17 protein-coding genes are annotated in these 15635 nt (G+C 41.3%); 16 read left to right on the top strand and 1 reads right to left on the bottom strand.

Annotated elements, in window-relative coordinates; translation table 11 throughout:
- Positions 1 to 15: 15 nt before the first annotated feature.
- The 15 genes from IYN84_RS05335 (at position 16) to IYN84_RS05265 (ending at position 12633) form a co-directional block, all read left to right on the top strand.
- Positions 16 to 708 (top strand): aspartate/glutamate racemase family protein, encoded by a 693-nt coding sequence (locus IYN84_RS05335; protein WP_196138121.1) that lies wholly within the window; start codon positions 16 to 18, stop codon positions 706 to 708.
- Positions 709 to 862: 154 nt separating this feature from the next.
- The gene (locus IYN84_RS05330; protein ID WP_196138120.1) at positions 863 to 1387 is read left to right on the top strand and encodes a YceD family protein; all 525 of its coding nucleotides are present in this window, start codon (positions 863 to 865) and stop codon (positions 1385 to 1387) included.
- A 16-nt stretch (positions 1388 to 1403) separates the two neighbouring features.
- Positions 1404 to 1574 carry a 50S ribosomal protein L32 gene (rpmF, locus tag IYN84_RS05325; RefSeq protein ID WP_196138119.1) on the top strand — a complete coding sequence of 57 codons (171 nt, stop codon included), beginning with the start codon at positions 1404 to 1406 and terminating at the stop codon, positions 1572 to 1574.
- 80 nt (positions 1575 to 1654) lie between these two features.
- Positions 1655 to 2689, top strand: a complete 1035-nt coding sequence (plsX, locus tag IYN84_RS05320) for a phosphate acyltransferase PlsX (RefSeq protein ID WP_196138118.1) — start codon at positions 1655 to 1657, stop codon at positions 2687 to 2689.
- 158 nt (positions 2690 to 2847) lie between these two features.
- Positions 2848 to 3783: an ACP S-malonyltransferase gene (gene fabD, locus IYN84_RS05315; RefSeq protein ID WP_196138117.1), complete on the top strand. Its 936-nt coding sequence runs from the start codon at positions 2848 to 2850 to the stop codon at positions 3781 to 3783.
- A 55-nt stretch (positions 3784 to 3838) separates the two neighbouring features.
- Positions 3839 to 4582: a 3-oxoacyl-ACP reductase FabG gene (fabG, locus tag IYN84_RS05310; protein WP_196138116.1), complete on the top strand. Its 744-nt coding sequence runs from the start codon at positions 3839 to 3841 to the stop codon at positions 4580 to 4582.
- A 242-nt stretch (positions 4583 to 4824) separates the two neighbouring features.
- Positions 4825 to 5067 carry an acyl carrier protein gene (gene acpP / locus IYN84_RS05305; protein WP_142894082.1) on the top strand — a complete coding sequence of 81 codons (243 nt, stop codon included), beginning with the start codon at positions 4825 to 4827 and terminating at the stop codon, positions 5065 to 5067.
- Positions 5068 to 5209: 142 nt separating this feature from the next.
- The gene (gene fabF / locus IYN84_RS05300; protein WP_196138115.1) at positions 5210 to 6454 is read left to right on the top strand and encodes a beta-ketoacyl-ACP synthase II; all 1245 of its coding nucleotides are present in this window, start codon (positions 5210 to 5212) and stop codon (positions 6452 to 6454) included.
- A gap of 35 nt (positions 6455 to 6489) precedes the next feature.
- Positions 6490 to 7344, top strand: a complete 855-nt coding sequence (gene pabC, locus IYN84_RS05295; RefSeq protein WP_196138114.1) for an aminodeoxychorismate lyase — start codon at positions 6490 to 6492, stop codon at positions 7342 to 7344.
- Positions 7345 to 7357: 13 nt separating this feature from the next.
- On the top strand, positions 7358 to 8383 hold the full coding sequence (mltG, locus tag IYN84_RS05290) for an endolytic transglycosylase MltG (protein WP_196138113.1): 1026 nt from the start codon (positions 7358 to 7360) through the stop codon (positions 8381 to 8383).
- A gap of 70 nt (positions 8384 to 8453) precedes the next feature.
- Positions 8454 to 9101 (top strand): dTMP kinase, encoded by a 648-nt coding sequence (tmk, locus tag IYN84_RS05285; RefSeq protein WP_196138112.1) that lies wholly within the window; start codon positions 8454 to 8456, stop codon positions 9099 to 9101.
- Positions 9102 to 9110: 9 nt separating this feature from the next.
- The gene (locus IYN84_RS05280; protein ID WP_196138111.1) at positions 9111 to 10100 is read left to right on the top strand and encodes a DNA polymerase III subunit delta'; all 990 of its coding nucleotides are present in this window, start codon (positions 9111 to 9113) and stop codon (positions 10098 to 10100) included.
- 215 nt (positions 10101 to 10315) lie between these two features.
- Positions 10316 to 10669, top strand: a complete 354-nt coding sequence (locus tag IYN84_RS05275) for a PilZ domain-containing protein (protein WP_196138110.1) — start codon at positions 10316 to 10318, stop codon at positions 10667 to 10669.
- Between the two features lie 126 nt (positions 10670 to 10795).
- The gene (locus IYN84_RS05270) at positions 10796 to 11569 is read left to right on the top strand and encodes a TatD family hydrolase (RefSeq protein ID WP_196138109.1); all 774 of its coding nucleotides are present in this window, start codon (positions 10796 to 10798) and stop codon (positions 11567 to 11569) included.
- 116 nt (positions 11570 to 11685) lie between these two features.
- Positions 11686 to 12633, top strand: a complete 948-nt coding sequence (locus tag IYN84_RS05265; protein WP_196138108.1) for a universal stress protein — start codon at positions 11686 to 11688, stop codon at positions 12631 to 12633.
- A gap of 321 nt (positions 12634 to 12954) precedes the next feature.
- On the opposite strand, the gene IYN84_RS05260 is transcribed toward IYN84_RS05265, so the two are convergent.
- Positions 12955 to 13788: a YiiX/YebB-like N1pC/P60 family cysteine hydrolase gene (locus tag IYN84_RS05260; protein WP_196138107.1), complete on the bottom strand. Its 834-nt coding sequence runs from the start codon at positions 13786 to 13788 to the stop codon at positions 12955 to 12957.
- Between the two features lie 391 nt (positions 13789 to 14179).
- Between IYN84_RS05260 and IYN84_RS05255 the strand changes: the two genes are divergently transcribed.
- On the top strand, positions 14180 to 15355 hold the full coding sequence (locus tag IYN84_RS05255; protein WP_196138106.1) for an acyl-CoA dehydrogenase: 1176 nt from the start codon (positions 14180 to 14182) through the stop codon (positions 15353 to 15355).
- Positions 15356 to 15635: the final 280 nt, after the last annotated feature.

Raw genomic sequence — 15635 nt, 5'->3', positions numbered from 1 at the left:
CAGGGAATATTGTTTTTGAAAACTATTGGTATTCTCGGCGGAATGAGCTGGGAAAGTACACAGACTTACTACCGTTTAATCAACCAAGGCGTAAGAGACAAGCTTGGTGGTAATCATTCTGCTGAGATCATTATTAATAGCCTTGACTTCGCACCAATAGAGAAGCAACAAGCAGCTGGTCAATGGGACGATATGGCCAATGTGCTTGCCCAAAAATCCAAAGGTATAGAGGCTGCAGGTGCAGACTGCCTTTTGATTGCGACCAATACCATGCATAAGCTATATCCTCAGGTACAGTCATCAGTGAATATTCCTGTTTTACACATTGCGGATGCGATCGGAAAAAAATTAGAAAGTGAAAGTATACAAAAAGTCGGGCTTTTAGGGACCGCGTTTACTATGGAACAGCCTTTTTACCGAAAATGGTTAATTGATAACTTTAATATCGAAGTGGTTATCCCGGGGGATGAAGAAAGATCCTTAATACATCGAGTCATCTACGAGGAGCTTTGCCAGGGGAAATGCTTCGCCCAATCCAAATCTGCTTATCTGAAAATTGTTGATCAATTACACGATCATGGCGCAGAAGCAGTGATATTAGGGTGTACCGAAATTGGCTTGCTCATTAACCAGAGTGATACCCAGGTACCTTTGTTTGATACTACCGAGGCTCACACCGCTGCGGCGGTTGAATTCGCTCTATCCTGAAGATTGAAACCGAGCATTAAATTAGCTGGTTTCACGAACATAAAGAGTAGATTAGGCTAAATTTTAAACCACCAACTAGAAAATCAGCCCATATAATCTTAAATCAATGAAATACTTTGCGTTTTTGGGATGATTTGGGTAGAATCGCGCGCCTATGCGAGAATCCAAGCAAAATAGTAGTATACAGCCTTATAAGTTAGCCAATAAAGAAGGTGAACTCAGACACCATTGGCAGGTTAGCGAGTTTAAACGGCTGTCTGAAATGCTAATAGATGATTCAGGCAGGGTAGAGGTTATCGTTCAGGCTTATTTTGACGATAGACGCCGATGCTTGCTCAAGGCCAATATTAAGGCAGAGCTAAAGTTGGAGTGTCAAACGACGTTTGAAGCCATTACCCATAAACTGGATAAAGTAGTTGTTTTTTGCGCAGTTAATGCGGAAAGCCAGTTTGCCGAAGTCGAAGAGGAATTTGAGCCGGTATTGATGGAAGACGGTTTTCTGGATATGGCGGAAGTCATTGAAGATGAAATTATTTTGTCAGTACCGATAGTGGCAAATAAGTCACTTGAAGAGATAGATAAGAAGATGAGTTACGGAGAGCTTGATGAGGAAGCTATTGCCGCAGAAAAGGCCGCAAGTAACCCATTTTCTGTTTTACAGAATTTAAAGAAAACTTAAGTTTAGGAGTATAGTCATGGCTGTTCAACAAAATAGAAAGACTCGTTCAAAGCGCGGTATGCGTCGTTCTCACGATGCACTAGTAGACAACACATCTTCTCTTTCAGAAGACCAAACTACTGGTGAATTACACCGTCGTCATCATATGACTGAAGATGGTTACTACCGCGGTCGTAAAGTACTTTAATTAAAGTACTGTTAGTTAGGTTTTTTGTAAACCGAGCTAATTGATCTATTACAATACGCGTTATTCGTATTGGAGCTAAATTGACCGACGTCATATTAGCAATCGATTGCATGGGGGGCGATTACGGCCCCCCAGTTACTATTCCTGCCGTTAAAAAGGCCCTCACTAAGTACCCTAATGTCACGTTCAGGTTATTCGGTGATATCCAGAAAATTGAATTTCATTTAAAACAAAACAGAATCGACAATCATCCCCAGGTTAGAGTGCATGGTTCGGAAGATGATGTTTTGATGACTGATTCACCAGCGCTGGCGTTAAAAAACAAAAAGCAATCTTCTATGAGACTTGCATTGGAGTCACTTAGAGATGGCCGTGCAACTGCCTGTGTTAGTGCCGGTAATACGGGTGCGCTAATGGCGATATCTCGGTTTGTACTGAAGATGTTGCCTGGAATCGATAGACCGGCAATCATTTCAGCGATACCGACATTACAAGACAGTCATGTATATTTGCTGGATCTAGGGGCAAATGTCGAGTGTGATGAAAAGCGACTCCTACAATTCGCAATAATGGGGAGCGAGCTGGCTAAGTGTGACAACCTTCGTCCTGATCCCGTTGTAGGTTTGCTGAACGTTGGTGCTGAAGAAATTAAAGGCTCACCAATCTTGAAGAAAGCATCTGATATGATGGCTTCATTCGATAGCTTGAATTATCAGGGGTTTGTCGAAGGCAATCAGATATTCAGTGGGAATTACCAGGTTGTTGTTACTGACGGCTTTACCGGAAATAATGTGCTTAAGGCTTCCGAAGGATTGAGCCATTATCTAACCTACAAGATAAGAAAGGCGTTTGAACGTAACTGGTGGACCAGATTCCTCGGAATCTTATCAAAGCCAATCCTTGCGGCCTTCAAGTCTGAAGTTAATCCCGAAAAATATAATGGCGCCTGCTTGATAGGATTACGGGGAATCGTCATAAAAAGTCACGGCAGTGCAAATATCAATGCAACATTTTGTGCTTTTGAAGAAGCAATATTACAATCAAATCAAAAACTGACGCACAAAATCCGCCAGGAACTTGAAAAAGCCGCTGAAAAAATGGCCCAGGTTAATTAACATTTGCTTCCGATAACTGGTTGGCTTTGTTTACAGTGTTTTCAAACAAGTAAAGCGTATATAATTCGGGCCAACTATGGCCTCAGCCAAATTAAGATCTTGTTTAAAATCTCAATATAATAACTGATAATCTAGTCCTAATAATTAAAGGAAACTTCATGTCAGATTCAAAATTTGCATTTGTATTTCCCGGTCAAGGTTCCCAAGCTGTTGGAATGCTTGGTGATTTTGCAGATAACTCTGTTGTAACTCAAACATTTGAAGAGGCATCGGATGTGCTTGGCTACGATATGTGGAACCTGGTAAGTGAAGGCCCGGCGGAAAGTCTTAATGAGACTCACAGAACACAGCCTGCATTGTTAACTGCAAGTACAGCGTTGTGGAGAGTGTGGTGTGAAAATGGTCCTAAACCCGACTTTGTTGCAGGACACAGTCTTGGTGAGTATTCTGCTCTGGTCGCTGCTGGCAGCCTTGAATTTGCTCAAGGCGTCAAATTAGTTGAACAGCGTGGACAATTTATGCAACAAGCAGTACCTGCAGGTACAGGCAAGATGGCTGCAATAATCGGATTAGATGATGATGCAATTAAGGCTGCTTGTGAAGAAGCTGCACAAGGAGAGGTTGTCTCTCCGGTAAATTACAATTCACCCGGACAAGTAGTTATTGCAGGTAGTGCAGCTGCTGTAGAGCGTGCCATGGTAGCCTGTAAAGAAAAAGGCGCGAAAAGAGCATTGCCATTGCCTGTAAGCGTACCTTCTCACTGTTCTTTGATGAAGCCAGCGGCCGATTCTCTCGCTGCGGTTCTAGAGTCAATTGAATTCCAAGTGCCAACTATCGAGCTAATTAATAATGTTGATGTTGCAATTTGTAATGAGCAACAGGCTATAAAGGAAGCCTTGATCAGGCAGTTATACAGTCCGGTACGCTGGACCGAAAGTGTGCAAAAGCTAGCCGCAAGCGGAGTCAGAAAGCTGATAGAATGTGGTCCAGGAAATGTGTTAAGTGGCTTGGCGAAGCGCATAGATCGTAGTCTAGAAAGCTCGCAAATTTCAAAGAAAGAGTCTATAGAACAAATAGTTAAAGAGCTTTCTTAAAGTATTTTATTAAGTTATTAACTAACCAAGATTTTATAAATTGGAGAAATAAACAATGAGTGATAAAAGATTGGCTTTGATTACTGGTGCATCTCGAGGTATCGGCAAGGCAATCGCTGAGTCTCTTGGAAAGTCGGGATTTATTTTAGCGGGTACTGCAACTTCGGAGGCGGGAGCGGAAAAAATTAGTGCCGCTTTTGCAGAAGCAGGCCTCGAGGGTAAAGGATTTGTGGTTGATGTATCCAGCGCAGACTCTATTGAAAGCTTAATGGCGTCTTTAAAGGAGCATTTTGGAAAGACGCCAGAAGTCCTGGTCAATAATGCCGGTATTACCCGTGATAACCTGTTGATGCGAATGAGTGATGATGAGTGGGACTCTATTTTGAATACCAATCTGACTTCGATTTTCCGTCTGTCAAAAGCTTGTTTACGCGGAATGATGAAGTCTCGTTGGGGTAGAATCATCAATATAGGTTCTGTTGTCGGTACAACCGGCAATCCGGGACAAACCAACTATTCAGCGGCAAAAGCTGCAGTTATAGGCTTTAGTAAGTCATTAGCTAAGGAAATTGGAGCACGCGGAATTACGGTTAATACTGTTGCGCCAGGCTTCATTGATACAGATATGACACAGGCGTTAGACGATAACCAACGTGAGGTACTGTCGAAGACAATTCCTCTTAATCGCTTAGGCCAGCCCGAAGAGATTGCCGCCGCTGTAGCTTTTCTGGCATCAGAAGGTGCAGGTTATATCACAGGTGAAACTTTGCACGTAAATGGCGGAATGAATATGGCCTAACGGCCTTCATACACCTATTCTAAGTGAGATATACGGCAGTTTGCCATATTAAGCCTTTATTTTTAATCAAATTTTGTGTTTAATATGGCTTCGCCAAATTTGGGCAGTTTAGTTTAGATTTTGGTTGTCATGCTGGTCCGACCTTAAATAAAGGCCAGAGCTCAACTTGAAACTTTTTACAAAATCAATAAACTACACGCCTCAGCGTTTGCTGGATTAATTTTTAGAGGAAAAAATATATCATGAGCACTATCGAAGACCGCGTTAAGAAGATCGTTGTCGAACAACTAGGCGTAAATGAAGAGCAAGTTACAATGGAAGCGTCTTTTGTTGACGATCTCGGAGCAGACTCACTAGATACAGTTGAGTTGGTCATGCTACTTGAAGAAGAATTTGACACCGAAATCCCTGATGACGAAGCGGAAAAAATCAACACTGTTCAAGCGGCTGTTGACTACATCAAGGCGAACGTAGAAGGCGCGTAATCAGGTCTCTGTTACGGTTTGCAAGAGCTGCGATGGTTATACTATCGCAGCTTTTTTGTTTCTGGAATATTGCTAATTATATGTCCGGTTAACTTATCTTAACTGGCATTGTATCTAACTTATATTATAGACAGGCAGTTATATGAAAGGCAGAAGAGTAGTTGTTACTGGATTGGGAATGCTGACGCCATTGGGCAATGATGTTGCTTCGACTTGGGGAGAAGTTATTAAAGGCCAAAGTGGTGTTGCTACAATTGACTCTTTCGAAACAGAAGGATTATCGACTAAATTTGCCGCAAGTGTTAAAGGTTTCGATGTAGAAGCTTATATGCCCAAGAAGGAAGCTCGTAAGTTTGACCGGTTTATCCAGTATGGGGTGGCTGCATCTATTCAGGCAATTAACGATTCTGGTCTGGAAATTACTGAACAAAATGCTCATAGGGTAGGCGTTTGCGTTGCTTCAGGTCTTGGCGGGATGGAGACAATTGAGTCTAATCATGCTCAATTATTAAACCGTGGTGCCAGAAGAGTATCTCCTTTCTTAATCCCAGGTTCGATCATTAATATGGTTGCGGGTCAGTTGTCGATAATGTATGGCATGAAAGGGCCTAATATTTCTATAGTAACGGCTTGCACGACAGGGGTCCATAATATTGGTCATGCTGCTCGTATGATTGCATATGGAGACGCTGATGCAATGGTCGCTGGTGGCGCAGAAATGGCGACAACTCCACTGGTTATTGCTGGATTTGCTTCTGCAAAAGCTCTCTCAACCAGAAATGAAGATCCGCAGGCTGCGAGTCGTCCCTGGGATAAAGACAGAGATGGTTTTGTGTTGGGAGATGGTGCCGGTGTGGTTATGTTAGAGTCACTTGAGAGTGCTCAAGCGAGGGGGGCAAAAATCTACGCAGAACTCACTGGATTTGGAATGAGTGGGGATGCCTATCACATGACTTCTCCTCCGGACGATGGTGCTGGTGCCGCCGCCGCGATGGTAAATGCGCTAAGCGATGGAGAACTGAATAAGGAAGATGTTCAGTATATTAATGCTCATGGAACTTCCACGCCTACCGGTGATATCGCCGAAGTTCAGGCAGTTAAGTCAGTGTTTGGTGAGCACGCACACCAGTTGTGCGTAAGTTCAACCAAGTCCATGACAGGACACCTATTAGGAGCGGCAGGTAGTGTTGAAGCAATATTTTCGATCCTGGCCATAAGAGATCAGGTTGCTCCACCAACAATTAATCTGGAAAATCCTGATGAAGGTTGCGACCTGAACTTTGTTGCCAATCAAGCCCAGGAGGTAGTGATTAATAATACTCTCTGTAACTCATTTGGCTTTGGCGGTACAAATGGTTCTCTGTTGTTTTCCCGGTACAAGAATTAGCCTGGTAAGGAAAGTAAAACGTCGAGATCTAGCAGGTGAATTTTTATTTTGACAATGCCATGTCTGAAGCAGATGAACAGTCTGCTTCTCCTGCTCGACATTTAGAGGACGAAACGCCTCAAAGCTACATTGAAATTGAAGAGTTTGCCCAAAATAGGGGAATGCTTTTTGGGGATGGCTTTTTTACTACCGGTATTGTCAAAAATGGAAATATCGAACTTTTACCCAGCCATTGTAAAAGATTAAACGATTCCATTAGTCGTCTTAAGTTCGACGAATTTTCTATTAAATCACTCATTCATTTTCTTGAAATATCTACAAACGCTGTTGCTTTAGCTGGTTTCAGATTAACAGTTGCTAGAAGGCAGAAGGAAAGAGGTTATTCAATCTCAAAAAATCACTCTTATGATGTACTGTTGCAGCTATTCGACTTGCCTCTGAAAAAGATCGACTTCTGTCGGTTGAGCTTTGCCAATACTCCAGTCTCTCTCAATCCCGCATTGGCTGGAATAAAGCATTTAAACAGACTCGACAATGTGTTGGCTTCCTCTGAAATTGATTGTCCTGAAGCTGAGGTCATAATGTGCTACGGTGATCAGGTTTTCAGTGGAAGTAAAAGCAATATTTTTATCAAGAAAGATGGTGTATGGAAAACTCCTGAAATAAATTTGGCTGGAGTAAACGGAATTATGCGACAGAGAGTTATTGAGTATTTCCGGGCAGAGAATATTCCTTTCGAAGAAACCAAACTGTTTAAAAGTGACATTCTCAGTGCTAAAGAAGCTTTTGTTACTAATTGTATAATCGGGGTTTGGCCAGCTTCAAAAATAGAAGATAAAAAACTTGATACCAAGGAATCTTGCACCATAAAATCCTACTTTATCAAATAAGAAATATGTATCCATGTCTTTAAAAGCTTTTCTATCATTTCGATTTATTTTTGGTGCTTTGCTTTTGGCCATATTTTTTGCTGTTTATTGGCAATATTTCTCCTATCAACGCTTTCTTTCAGAGCCTCTTAAAATTGATAGAAATGCTCAGGTTATTGTTAAAAAAGGACAAGGCTTATCCTCTTTAGCAAAAGAGCTGACCCAGAAAAAAATTATTTCAAACTACTACTATCTACGCCTTTACTGCTACTTAAATCCTGAGCGAAGCAAATTGAAATTGGGAGAATACCTGCTTGACGAATCAGATACCCCGGTATCTTTAATGGAAAAAATAAGTAAAGGAAAGGTTATCCAGTATCCCTTTACCATCGTTGAAGGAGCCAACAGTTTTCAAATATTAAATAAACTTGCTGAGGAAAGTAAGCTGGAGCAGGACTGGGGAGAGTCAGAGGCTGACTTACTGAACAAACTGTCTATTAAACACGATAAATTAGAAGGCTGGTTATTTCCGGATACTTACTATTATACAAAAGGCGCTTCGGCATTGGCTTTGCTAAAGCAGGCAAACCAGAAGATGAATAATGTACTTAACGAACTGTGGCAAAATCGTTCAGAGGGCTTGCCTTATGAATCTGCCTATGAAGCGTTGATAATGGCTTCAATAATCGAGAAAGAGACCGGAATAGCCTCTGAAAGAGATATGATTGCAGGTGTTTTCGTGAGAAGACTTCAGAAGAATATGAGGTTGCAAACCGATCCCACAGTTATTTATGGAATTGGTCCTGAATTTGACGGGGATATAACTTACAAACACTTGAGAACGCCGACTGCGTATAATACATACGTTATCAGAGGGTTACCTCCGACACCAATAGCTATGCCGGGAAAAGAAGCTATTCACGCCGCTTTAAACCCAGCGGGTGGTGAGTGGCTTTACTTTGTCGCTACCGGAGATGGTGGACATAAATTTAGTGAAACGCTTGAGGAACACAACAAAGCAGTTAAGGCTTATCTTAATCGGCTAAAAAGTTCAAATTGAGCCTCGACAGCCTTTTATCGGATAACGTAAACTAACACTCGAATTCATAATCAAGGAATAGCTCACCTCAATGTCAGATAGTAAAGGTTTCTTTATAACGCTAGAAGGTAGCGAAGGCGTCGGAAAAACAACCAGTCTAAGATTCGTTAAAGAAATAATAGAATCAAAAGGTCATAAAGTGCTAGTCACGCGAGAACCTGGTGGTACTCCTTTGGCGGAAGATCTTAGAGCTACTCTGTTAGCAAACAGAGAGGAAAAAATAGAAGCTGAAACCGAGCTTTTATTGATGTTTGCAGCACGTTGTCAGCATGTTAATCAAGTAATCAAGCCTGCTCTCGAATCTGGAACCTGGGTTATTTGTGACCGCTTTGTCGATGCAAGTTACGCCTATCAGGGAGGTGGTCGAGGCATAGGAAATAGCAAGATCAAAGAGCTAGAAGACTGGTGTCTCGATGAGTTTCAACCAAATCTGACGATATTGTTGGATATGTCTGTAGAAGAAGGAATGGCGAGAACGAGGCAAAGAGGAGCGCCAGACCGCTTTGAATGTGAGAAAATTAACTTTTATGAACGAATTCGTAAGGCCTATCTGGCAAGAGCTAATGCCAACCCTGAGCGAATAAAGATAATAGATGCTTCGCCCGATATTGAAGAAGTCCAATCTTCTATCAGGGCTCTATTGCAAGAGCATTTGCCACAATTTTCCAAAGCTAGTTAATTTATTGATATGAATTGTTACGCCTGGTTTGAGAAGGCCTATTGCACCTTACAAAAAGCTGCAGACCAGCAAAGACTAGCTCACGGACTTCTAATTGCTGCTCCCTATGGGAGCGGAAAGCTTGACTTTGCCTACTATCTCGCTAAATCTCTCTTGTGCGAAAAGCATCCGGATCGTCTAACTTCTCCATGTTGTGAATGTAAGTCATGTTTATTGATTGATGCAGAAACCCATCCTGATTTTTACTTTATAGATACGCTAGTTGATTCTAAGGGAAAGAAAAAGCAGAGTATTGGAGTCGATCAGATAAGGATGCTCAATGATAGTCTATTAGAAACTGCTCAACTTGGTGGTTGGCGAATAGCAGTTATCAGTTCAGTTACTGCAATGACAACTTCATCATTTAATTCATTATTGAAAACACTGGAAGAGCCCAAGAGCCGAACAATGATAATTCTGCTAACAGATAGCGCTGCCAAAGTACCTGCGACGATTAAGAGCCGTTGTCAGATGGTTATCCCGGACTTAAATAACGGCTTGGTCAAGCCTTGGTTAAAAGTACAAACTAGCGCCTCTGATAAGGTTATTGATGATGCCCTTGTATATAGCGACAATTCTCCAATCCGGGCAATGAAAGCCATACAGGATAATGAACTTGAAGAGGTTAGGACTTTCCATGAGTCTCTTGACTATCTGCTTAAAAACAAAAGAACTCCACAAGAAGTTTTGGATGATACTGATCTGGAGAACGAACAAGTTTGGAATTGGTTAGCTTCCTATTTTTACCAGATTAATTTTGGGACGGCCTCCGCAGGAAAACCTGTCGAGCAATATAAACATCTCGATATGAAACATACGTTCAAGCTTTACGATAAGGTCTTGGCATATCAAAAAGCGAGATTTTCTGGTAGCAATTTGCAGTCAAAACTTCAATTTCAAGCTATACTCATACAGTGGTTTGAAATTGGTCGCAAAATAATACATATTTCAAATAGTTAAAGAATAAAGTTAAAGTTAATAATGTGATGTGACAAGTTGCTTTTTCTAGCTAATTAAGATAGTTTTAATGCGATAGTAATGGAAGGTTTGCAAACCGAGATATATTTAGGGCCGCGATTTTCCGTTTTAGTCTCATTCAACTCTAAAGAAATCCAGACAAAGTTGAATAATGAGTAAATTACACAACTGAATAGTCATAACCTGTAGCCTAAGTAATGTCAGCACCTAATGCACCGAAACACGGTATATTACAGTTAACGATAAAAGACAAAAGCGCCTTGTATGCTGCGTATATGCCGTTTGTTAAAAATGGTGGACTTTTTATTCCTACTAATAAGCAGTATAACATTGGTGATGAAGTTTTTATGTTGCTTACTCTCATGGATGAAAAAGATCGACTTCCGGTTGCTGGTAAGATTGTCTGGGTGACTCCAAAAGGCGCACAGGGCAATAAAGCTCGCGGTATCGGTGTACAGTTCAGTGAGCAGGATAAAGGCGTAACCAGAGGTAAAATTGAGACTCACTTAGCCGGTATTCTTGAATCTGAACGTATTACCCATACGATGTAGTTTTTTGCCTGGAGCAGAGCTGAGCTTTATCAATATTGTTATTGATTGAGCTAAGCTATTGGTATCCTGCCTTTAAAATCAGATACAATTCATCCCCACTCATACTCCCTAACAGATTTAATTAAAATGCTAGTAGACTCGCACTGTCATCTGGATCGACTAGATTTGTCACCATTCAACGGTAATCTTGATGAAGCTCTTCTTTCAGCCAGGAATTCCGGTGTAGAAGAGTACTTATGTGTGGCTATCAATAAGGAAAACCAGCAGGCAGTAATCCAATTGGCAGAGCAATACGAAAGTGTATATGCATCAGCCGGAATCCATCCTCTCAATACAGAGGGACAGGATGCGGATGTTGAATACCTGTATGAAATTTCAAAGCATCCTAAGGTAGTTGCTATTGGTGAAACCGGGTTAGATTACTACTATGCAAAAGACACAGCTACGAAGCAAAAGTCTTTATTTCACACTCATATTCAGGCTGCTGTAAAAGCTGATTTACCGCTGATTATTCATACTCGCGATGCACGCGAAGATACGCTTAGAATTCTGAAAGAAGAGGGTGCTGAAAGAGTTGGAGGTGTACTTCACTGTTTTACAGAGTCGTTGGAAATGGCTATCACAGCAATTGAAATGGGGTTTTATATCTCCTTTTCTGGCATAGTTACTTTTAGAAACGCTGAGTCATTGCGAGATGTCGCACGCCAAGTACCTCTTGAACGCATACTTGTGGAAACAGATAGTCCTTACCTTACACCAGCACCTCATCGAGGGAAACCTAACTCCCCACGACACGTTGTAGACGTCGCACGTTGCTTGTCAGAACTTCGCGGACTGGACTTTGATGAGTTTTGCGCTCAAACAACAAGGAACTATAAAAAACTATTTTTTAATAAATGATAACCAAATGTCCCAAGTCAACAAGTTGTATAACATATTGTCTATAATTGTACTAAGCCTGTAGTTGATCCACTGCGATTAAGGTCCAAATTAATCAACGATAAGGGGTAGTTACGATGCAATCACTAGACAGGATTCTAGTTTGCCTGGATCCGGATAGAGAAGAACAACCAGCTCTCGCCAAGGCAATTTATTTAGCCAAAGAATTTGATAGTCATATCGAGCTATTTTTGGCGGTATATAACCGAGGTCTTGTAAGCAATTTGTTTTTTAGCAGTGAAGAGTTTGAAGCTGCGAAGCAAGGTTTTATCAACTCACAAAAGCGATGGCTCACGACTTATCAGGAAGAAGTTGCTAAAGAAGGAATTGGTTGTGACATTGATATAGTCTGGCACAAACCTTTATATGAAGCAGTCATCCAAAAAGCAAAAGAAAGCAAGGCTCAATTAGTTATAAAGTCGACTCACCATCATCCGACAATCAATAAGGTTTTCTTCACGCCTAATGACTGGCAGTTGTTAAAAGCCTGTCCCGTTCCTTTGATTCTTGCAAAAAAAGAAACTGGGCCGGCATATTCAAATATATTTGCCGCAATTGATCCGTCTCATCATCATGACAAGCCAGAACAGCTTGACTCACATATAGTGTCGAATGCTGTGTCATTGTCTAATAAGCTAGGCGGCAAGGTAAAGGTAGGCCATTGTTATGATCCTATAGGATACCAACTGTGGAGTGATATTGGCTTTGGAATGGGAGTCGGAATGGGACCAACCGACTTTACAATGGGTGAAGAAAATTACGAAGCTTACGTCGAGCAATTGCACAAAACACAGAAGGAAGCTTTCGATAAAATTGTTGCTCCTTTTTCTCTCCCTGATGGTGACAAGGTCTTAGAAGAAGGCTATCCGGAAACTTTGCTTCCCGAGATGGTGGAGCGATTTGATATAGACTTACTGGTTCTGGGGAATGTTTACCACTCAGGATTAGTGGGAAGTACATCTGAGAAAATTCTGGACCAGGTTAATTGTGATGTATTGTCCATTAATATGGAAAAGCACGACTAGCAATTAAAAGCACCTATATTGCCGGCATTATAGCATTGCCGGCATTTTTATGGATTTTGTGAGATAAAAAAAAGCCCAGGCTCTTTCGCAGATTACCTGGGGTAGGGGAAGTAGAAGAAGAAAAATTTCCTAAAGTTTGAGTACACTCTCTAACAAAACTCTTAATTTAAATGTAGTCCAGCCTGAATTAATTTCAAATTTTTTTTCGAAAACTTTAATCTTTATATCATTTTCCAATAAAACTTATTCGTGCTTAGTTTTACACTTCTGGAAAGGGCCAATAGATTGTGAGTTGATAGCTGCAATTTAAATGCTTTTGCATTAAATTTTAGACTTTCTCGAGAATGATTTATGGTAGACATCAAAGTCCTGTTCACCATGGCCTACGACGCCGTCTTTATTCCAGGGTAAATTTCTATAGGGACTAACACCGGAAGTGCCGAAGAAAGGATACTTTTTGATATCAAAGTATGGAGAGTAATCAAAATCTGCAGGCGTATACAGCCGAGTGTTCCTCGGAATTAGTTCAACTCCGTCTTTTCCAATTCTTCTAAATAATGGGAGTATAGGGTATTGAACAGAATAAAAAGCCTCGGCAATTAGCGAAGAGCATACGGTCTTAGTCAATATGTCCGGGTTACGCGTGAACAGGGAGCTTCTCCATTTTCTGGGCAATATTCTCCAGGGAAAGATAAAGCGAGCGAGATCAAATAGCTGCCTTACATCATATCCAACGCCCAAACGATCAATCGTGTAGTTAATCACTGCCTGGGCATCAGAAGCTGATAAGCTGGAAGGGCGACAGATTCGCAGATTGTCTTTTGCATAGTCAGTTAATGGTGTAACTATCATTCCTTTGCCTAAAATCCCCTCAATCAATAGTTGCTGGTCAGGTGTCGCGTTGAAATGCTCCAGTAATTGATTCCGCCTCGATTCATCTCGAATATCGTGAATACGGCCAACGTAAAGGGCTGAGTGTGACCATCGACTCTGGGTAATAACCCTGATGACGTTGGCTACTCGGCTCCTGCCTTCGACCAGAACGACATCGCCTGGCCTAACGCCATAACTTAATTTGCCAAAATCGCAAATCGGAAAGCGCGCAGGTGGTCGTTCATAATTTAACCAACTTTCAAGTTTACTTTTTATACGCATTGTGTACTTCTTAAATAAGAGTCGTTTTATATAGAGTTTGTTTTATAACTAAATAGCTCAAACATTCATAGATTTCATATATTTAAATTATAGCTTCAATACCAAACTTGTCGACTAACTTTGAATATATGACGAGTACTCTGTTTCTTCTGTAAGAGTTGTTAACAAAGCTTTGTATACAGTCAGGTCTGGGTTTAAGAGGAGATTCATCGCGGGATTTAAAACGTAAATCGGATTTGTATGACTGAAGTCATACAAATCCGACCTTAAATTGCCTTCTTTCACTGGTGTATTTCACCAAATTTGGCTAGACTTAGCGCTCTTTTCTCCCCCAGAAATTAGAGCAATAATTAAATGGGGACTGGTTTTATTATCATGAGTGGCAACGACTATGAGTTTGGATATCTGGGATGATTTATTCCTATTAGATCAGCAATTAAATGAAGACGAGCGAATGATTCGAGACATGGCTCACGGCTACGCTCAGGAAAAACTTCTTCCTCGCGTACAGGAAGCTCATCGAAACGAAGTATTTGATACCGAAATAATGCGTGAAATGGGGGAGCTTGGACTTTTGGGCTCAACAATTGACGGGTACGGCTGTGCTGGTGTGAGCTATGTTTCCTATGGTTTGGTCGCAAGAGAAGTGGAGCGAGTAGATAGTGGTTATCGCTCAGCTCTTAGTGTTCAATCGAGCTTGGTAATGCATCCGATTAATGCATATGGTACAGAAGCACAGAAAGAAAAGTACTTGCCCAAATTAGCGACAGGCGAATATATCGGCTGTTTCGGTTTAACTGAACCTGATAGCGGATCAGACCCGGCGAGTATGAAAACTCGAGCTAAAAAGGTTGATGGAGGCTACATTTTAACAGGTAATAAAATGTGGATTACAAACTCTCCTGTAGCGGATGTATTTGTGGTCTGGGCCAAGAATGAAGCAGATGACAATCGCATTTGTGGTTTTGTTCTAGAGAAAGGGATGAAAGGGTTAAGTGCGCCAAAAATCGAAGGAAAATTTTCATTAAGAGCTTCTATAACTGGCGAAATCGTGATGGATGAAGTCTTCGTTCCAGAAGAAAATATGTTCCCCGAAGTCAGAGGTTTATCTGGGCCATTCGGCTGCTTGAATATGGCTCGATATGGTATTGCCTGGGGGGCGCTTGGAGCGGCTGAGTTTTGTTGGCATTCAGCAAGACAATACGGACTCGATCGCAAGCAGTTTGACCGTCCATTGGCTGCGACTCAGTTGTTTCAGAAGAAGCTGGCAGATATGCAGACAGAAATAACCATCGGTTTACAAAGTGCTTTGAGAGTCGGTCAACTCATTGATGCTAAAGCATTCAAGCCAGAAATGATCTCTTTAATTAAGCGTAATTCTTGCGGTAAAGCGCTTGAAATTGCACGTACCTCGCGTGATATGCATGGCGGGAATGGTATCAGTGATGAGTTTCATGTTATCCGTCATATGATTAATCTGGAAGCGGTTAATACCTATGAGGGAACGCATGACATTCATGCGTTAATATTAGGTAGAGCACAAACCGGGATCCAGGCCTTCAAGTAGCTTGTTTCGTCTAATAGCTGTGAAAAAGCCGGTGAATGATGTTACCGGCTTTTTTATTCCTTTCTAAACTCTCGCGTCTGTTTTTTGTGCAATATTCAATAAAAACTCAACTAAAGACACATTATTTTACAATGGTTGTTGATATTGGGCTCGTTTTCCTTGAGTTTTGCTGACTTTGGCGTTATTAATTTACCTAGAAAGTGAACGATGAACACCAAAACAAGTCGATAATATTGGTTAGTTGTTCAAAACGCATTCGTAGCAACTTTAAGGCTAAAGG

It is taken from the genome of Aliikangiella sp. G2MR2-5 (assembly GCF_015687155.1).
GTDB lineage: Bacteria > Pseudomonadota > Gammaproteobacteria > Enterobacterales > Kangiellaceae > Aliikangiella.
This window is presented reverse-complemented; position numbering and strand designations above follow the sequence as displayed.